Source organism: Inquilinus limosus MP06, from assembly GCF_000767795.1.
Taxonomy (GTDB): Bacteria; Pseudomonadota; Alphaproteobacteria; order DSM-16000; family Inquilinaceae; genus Inquilinus; species Inquilinus limosus_E.
The window spans coordinates 1-4830 of record NZ_JANX01000497.1; the positions used below are offsets into that span (position 1 = coordinate 1).

Consider the following 4830-nt stretch of genomic DNA (forward strand, 5'->3'; position numbering starts at 1 on the left):
GTGGACGAGCGGCTGGCGCCGCTGCGGGCGCAGCTGGCGGGGATCATCAACAGCGCGACGGCCGCGCCGCCGCCGCCGGCCGAGCCGCGCGGCCGGCTGATGCGATGAGCGGCGCGGCGAATTCTGCGGGGTCGGTTTCACAACTCCCCGGCCCCGGCGTCCTTTTCCATGCGTGAAGGCGTCGCCTTCGCGAGATCAACCCAGGAGTACGGACATGGCAGATCCCGTTACCGTCAACCCGATGGTCACCGACGCCGTCACCCAGTCCAATGTCAAGGTCGTGGGCGAAGCCCCGGCGATGGCCATGGGCACGCTGTTCCAGACCATGGCGCATTCGACCGGCATCCTGTTCGAGAACGCGGTCGCGGCGCAGCAGCAGCAGAACACGCTGGCCCAGGCGGCGGCGAACCAGGGCGTGATGCAGATCTACAGCCTCGACACCACCTCGGTCGCCGGGGCCACCGAGAAGGTCGGTCAGACCGGCGTCGCCGACAACCTGACCTCGCTGCTCACCGTGCTGCAGTCGCTGGGCGGCGGCGGCCGCTGACCGGCAGCCTCGCGATGCCGGTTCCGGCCGGCGTCATCGGCTCCCTCCCGGCCTCCGGGAGGGAGCTTTTTCATGGCTCAGCGCTCGTCCAGGTCCAGCCAGCGCGGCCGGGTCTTCTCGCCGATCATGCAGTCGGTGCCGCCGGCCTGGGCGGGGATGAAGGCGGCGGGCATCGCCTCCGGCGTCCGCCCCGCGATCTCCAGCACCAGCTTGCGCCGGATCGCGTCGGCGAACTGCGCGGTGCTGCGCACCGGCACGGTGAAGGCGCCGGGGCCGCCGATCACGCAGTCGCGGTAATAGGCGTCCAGCATCTCCGGCTCCGGCAGCCCGCCGAAGCCGCCGCGCTTCAGGATCACCGGCAGGCCGTTGATGGTGATGCCCTTGGCCAGCGCCATCTGGCGCGCGCCCGACACCGGCCAGCCGGCATTGTTCGGCCCGTCGCCGGAGATGTCGATGGCGTGGCGGATGCCCTCGAAGCCGTTGTTGTCGAACAGCCCGGCGGTGAACAGCAGCGCGCCGGAGATCGAGGTGCCGCGCCGCGTCAGCGTGCCGGAGGTCCGGGCCAGCTCGGCCGCCGCCGCCCGTGCCGTTGCGGCGCCGTCGATCAGCCGCCAGGGCAGGATGATGGATTGCGAGCCGGGGCCGGCCCATTCGACATAGGTGATGGCGATGCGGCCCTGGACGCCGGAGGTGATGGCGTCGATCACCTCGGGGTGGGTGAGGGCGGTGACGTAGCCGTCGCGCTGCAGCGCCTGCTCGTCCTCGTCCATCGAGCGCGAGACGTCGACGGCGAGCACCAGCTCGAGATCGACCGGCTGGTCCTGGGCGGCCGCGGAGGCGACCGGCAGGAACAGCATCAGAAGCAGGCCGAGTCCGACGAAGCCGAAGCGCATGGAAGCCCCCCGTGTCAGCCGCCGATATCCTGTCGATGTGGGCATGGCCCGGCCGGCTGTCATCTCCGCCCGCCGGCTGTTTTTGCCCCGCGGGTTGCAATCCGCCGGCCATTGGCCCATATGGAACGTCGAGATCGGTTTCGACACGATCCGCGCGCCGTTCCGAGGAACGCCCGGATCCTCTTCCCAACCATGATCCGAACGATAAGGCAGGCGCTCCGCCTGTCGATCGTGCTTTGCGCCGCGACGGGCGGGCCGATGGCCCGGTGTCGGGGCTTAAGCGATATTGCGTGCAACGAGGCCCCAAGGGCCCGAACCGTAAAGATACTGACATGAAAAGCGTACAGACTAAGACACTGCCCCGTCGCCGGCATCGCCCGATGCCGCGGCTGGCAACCACCCCGCTGCGGCAGCCGGCGCGCAAAGCAGAGCTGTCCCGCGCCGAGATTCGTCAAATCGTTCTCGACATTCTCGGTTGAAAGGCGTAGTTCCGCCCGACCGTTTAGTGAAAGGCCTTTGCCCGATGCAGGTGCTCGTCCGCGACAACAACATCGACCAGGCGCTGCGCGTCCTCAAGAAGCGTATGCAGCGCGAAGGCATCTTTCGCGAGATGAAGCAGCGTCGGAACTACGAGAAGCCGTCCGAGCGCCGCATCCGCGAGGAAGCCGAAGCCGTCCGCCGCCAGCGCAAGGCGCTGCGCAAGCGGCTGCAGATCCAGGGCTACTGATCCGGTTCGCCGGGACCATCCGGTCCCGGACCTGCTGATCGTACCGATGGATGAGACGAGGGGCCTGCGGCCCCTTGTTTCGTTGCTGCGGCCGCATCCGGCTTGTGCCCGGCGCCGGGCTATGCGGAAATCCGCCCCCGGGGCGCCGCGCCCCGTCTGATCCGGGAGGCCGACCGATGGATGTCCCCGCCCTCAGGCGCACCCTCGACCAGGACCAGCCGCCCGCGACCCTGTCGCCGCCGCTCGCCGCCTTGTGGTGGGACGCCAAGGGCGACTGGGACCGGGCGCATGGCTGCGTCGATTCCGAGGACGGTGCCGACGCCGCCTGGGCCCATGCCTATCTGCACCGCAAGGAAGGCGATCTCGGCAATGCCGGCTACTGGTACCGCCGCGCCGGCCGGCCGATGTCCAAGGCCAGCCTCGAGCAGGAATGGGCGGAGATCGCGGCGGCGCTGGGCTGAGCCTCAGCCTGCCCCGTCCGGCACCAGCACGATCTTGCCGGTGACGGCGCGGCTCTCCAGCCGGCGATGCGCGGCGGCGCCGCGCGACAGCGGGAACACCTCGATCTCGGGCAGGGCGATCTCGCCGGCCCGCAGCGCGGCGAACAGCGCCGCGGCCCGGTCCAGCCGGGCGGCACGGCTGTCGAGATGGTCCCACAGGTCCCCGCCGACCACGGCCTTCGACTGTTCCATCAGCAGCCGCGGATCGATCGCCGGCGGGTCGCCGCCCGCGGTGCCGTAGGCCACGACCGTGCCGCGCGGCCTCGTCGCGGCCAGGCTGTCCGCCAGCGTCGTGCCGACCGAATCATAGGCGATGTCGACCCCTTCGTCGCTGAGCCGCCGCACCGCCGCCACCCAATCCCCTTCATAGGTCAGCCCGTGATCCGCGCCCCGCGCCACGGCCAGCGCCGCCTTCTCCGGCGTCGAGGCCAGGGCGATCACCCGGGCGCCGCGATGCTTCGCCATCTGCACCAGCAGCTGCCCGACCCCGCCCGCCGCGGCATGGACCAGCACCCGTGCCCCGGCGCGGACCGGGGCGCTGTCCGCCACCAGATACTGGGCCGTCAGCCCCTGCAGCAGGATCGCTGCGGCCTCGCGGTATCCGATGTCGTCCGGCAGCGGGATCGCGCGGTCGAAAGGCACGGTGACGCGGGTGGCGTTGGCGAAGGGCACGTCGGCGAAGCCGATGCGGTCGCCGAGGCGGACGCCCTCCACCCCGTCGCCCAGCGCCACCACCTCGCCCGCGCCCTCATAGCCGGCGATATGCGGCGCGGTGCCGGCCAGCCGGTAGTTGCCGCGGCGGCGGTGCAGGTCGGCGAAGTTCAGCCCCGCTGCGCGCAGCGCCAGCTGGACATGGCCCGGCGGCACCGGCGGGTCGGGCAAAGTCCGATAGTCCAGAACCTCAGGGCCGCCGAACCGGTCGAACACCAGCGCTTCCATCTCGTCTCTCCACAGCCGCCGGCCGTGCCTGCTTCGCTGTCATCTACTATAGTGGAAATATCCAGCATAGTGGAATCTGGCTTGACGGTCCGGCGCCTGTCGCCGGACAAGCGGGCATCTGCAGCGACGAGACCGGCCATGCCCCTGACGGAAAGCGGCGAAGGACCCTCCGGCCCGCCACCGGAGATCGACCTGGCGGAAGCCGTCCGCCGGCTGCGGGCCGCGAGGGGCTGGACGCTGGAGGAGACGGCCGGCCGCACCGGCCTGTCGCGCTCGGCGCTGTCGAAGATCGAGCGCGGCGAGATGTCACCGACCTTCCAGGCCATGCAGAAGCTGGCGCGGGGTTTCGAGATCGAGCTGGCGGCGCTGTTCGGCCCGGCCGATTCGCCCCTGCGCGGGCGCCGCGTCGTGGTGCGGGCCGGCGAGGGCGCGGCCACCGAGATGCCGAACTACCGCCTGCGCCCGTTCGGCGGCGCGCTGCGCAACGCGCCCTTCCTGGCCTCCGAGGTCACCGTCCGCGCCCGGTCGCTGGATGCGTTCGAGGACTGGGAGCGGCACGACAGCGACGATTTCCTCTATGTTCTGGCCGGCCGGGTGACGCTGTTCAGCGAGCGCGACGGCCCGGTGGAGCTCGGCCCCGGCGACGCCGTGTATTTCGACGCCCGGATCGGCCATGCGGCGATCGCCGCGGGCGAGGGGGAGGCGCGGGCGCTGTGGGTCACGGCGCCGGCTCGGTAGGTCACTGGCCGGTCATCAGCGTCTGCACATGGGCGGCGGTGGAGAGGGCCAGGGCGCGCAGGTCGTAGCCACCTTCGAGGGTGGAGACGACGCGGCCGTCGCAATGCCGGTCGGCCAGGCGCATCAGCTCCAGCGTCGCCCAGGCGAAATCGCCTTCGTTGAGCTCGAGATGGGCCAGCGGGTCGCGGGCATGGGCGTCGAAGCCGGCCGAGATCAGCAGCAGCTCCGGCGCGAAGGCGTCGACCGCCGGCAGCACGATCCGTTCCATCGCCCGGCGGAACTCGACCCCGCCCGACATCGGCGGCAGCGGCGCGTTCAGGATGTTGCCGGCGACGCCGGTCTCGTCCTCCGACCCGGTGCCCGGATACAGCGGCGACTGGTGGGTCGAGGCGTAGAACAGGTCGGGCTCGGACCAGAAGATGTCCTGGGTGCCGTTGCCGTGATGGACGTCGAAATCGACCACCGCGATCCGCCCCAGCCCATGCG

The 4830-nt window shown here is 71.0% G+C and carries 7 protein-coding genes; 4 read left to right on the top strand and 3 right to left on the bottom strand.

What is annotated here, in order from left to right; genetic code table 11:
- Positions 1 to 214: 214 nt before the first annotated feature.
- Entirely contained in the window at positions 215 to 547 is a 333-nt protein-coding gene (locus P409_RS26830; protein WP_034845624.1) for a RebB family R body protein, read from the top strand.
- A 77-nt stretch (positions 548 to 624) separates the two neighbouring features.
- Here the strand turns inward: P409_RS26830 and P409_RS26835 are convergent, their stop codons facing one another.
- Positions 625 to 1440 (bottom strand): DUF1194 domain-containing protein, encoded by an 816-nt coding sequence (locus P409_RS26835; RefSeq protein ID WP_034845626.1) that lies wholly within the window; start codon positions 1438 to 1440, stop codon positions 625 to 627.
- Positions 1441 to 1963: 523 nt separating this feature from the next.
- Here P409_RS26835 and rpsU point away from each other — a divergent pair.
- Both rpsU and P409_RS26845 read left to right on the top strand, forming a co-directional pair.
- Positions 1964 to 2167 (top strand): 30S ribosomal protein S21, encoded by a 204-nt coding sequence (rpsU, locus tag P409_RS26840; RefSeq protein WP_034845628.1) that lies wholly within the window; start codon positions 1964 to 1966, stop codon positions 2165 to 2167.
- Positions 2168 to 2343: 176 nt separating this feature from the next.
- On the top strand, positions 2344 to 2628 hold the full coding sequence (locus tag P409_RS26845; protein WP_034845630.1) for a hypothetical protein: 285 nt from the start codon (positions 2344 to 2346) through the stop codon (positions 2626 to 2628).
- Between the two features lie 3 nt (positions 2629 to 2631).
- Here the strand turns inward: P409_RS26845 and P409_RS26850 are convergent, their stop codons facing one another.
- Entirely contained in the window at positions 2632 to 3606 is a 975-nt protein-coding gene (locus P409_RS26850) for a quinone oxidoreductase family protein (RefSeq protein ID WP_034845632.1), read from the bottom strand.
- Positions 3607 to 3744: 138 nt separating this feature from the next.
- Here P409_RS26850 and P409_RS26855 point away from each other — a divergent pair, with 138 nt between their 5' ends.
- Positions 3745 to 4344, top strand: a complete 600-nt coding sequence (locus P409_RS26855; protein ID WP_034845634.1) for a helix-turn-helix domain-containing protein — start codon at positions 3745 to 3747, stop codon at positions 4342 to 4344.
- 1 nt (position 4345) lies between these two features.
- Here the strand turns inward: P409_RS26855 and P409_RS26860 are convergent.
- A partial coding sequence (locus P409_RS26860; RefSeq protein ID WP_034845636.1) for an arginase family protein occupies positions 4346 to 4830 on the bottom strand: 485 nt, incomplete at its 5' end.